Origin of the sequence: Streptomyces alkaliphilus (genome assembly GCF_014141535.1) — a bacterium.
Taxonomy (GTDB): Bacteria; Actinomycetota; Actinomycetes; order Streptomycetales; family Streptomycetaceae; genus Streptomyces; species Streptomyces alkaliphilus.
Genome location: NZ_VKHT01001762.1, coordinates 1 through 418 on the forward strand (window position 1 = coordinate 1; position 418 = coordinate 418).

At 76.3% G+C, this 418-nt stretch carries 1 protein-coding gene; it reads right to left on the bottom strand.

Annotated features, from left to right (window positions below):
* Nucleotides 1-350, bottom strand: a 350-nt coding sequence (locus tag FNQ90_RS26655) for an NAD(P)H-binding protein (RefSeq protein WP_182608611.1), incomplete at its 3' end; no start/stop codon positions are given.
* Nucleotides 351-418: the final 68 nt, after the last annotated feature.

The following is a 418-nucleotide window of genomic DNA, read 5'->3' on the forward strand; positions in this document are numbered from 1 at the left end:
GGGGCGAGGGCCAGGGGGGTGGTGTCGGCGTGCAGGATGCTGGTGTAGGCGAGGTGTTCCACACCGGCGGCGAGGGCCGCGTCGATGACGGCGCGGTGCTGGGGCTCCCGACGGCCGACCTCGTTGCCCGAGATCAACAGGACGCGGCGGGCGCCGTCGAGGGCCCCGGGGAGGGTGTCGGGACGGTCGTGGTCGGCCTCGCGGACCTCCACGCCGAGGGCGGCGAGATCCTTCGCGCGCTCCGGTGAGCGGACGCCGGCGATGATGTCGCCGGCGGGGACGCCCCGGGCGAGGAGGGCGTCGATGGTCAGGCGGCCGAGGGAGCCGCCGGCTCCGGTGACGAGGATCACGGGGAGGTTCCTTCCGGTGGTTCCGCCGGCCCGTCCGGGTCGGCGGTGGTCTCGGGGCTGTCGGGGGC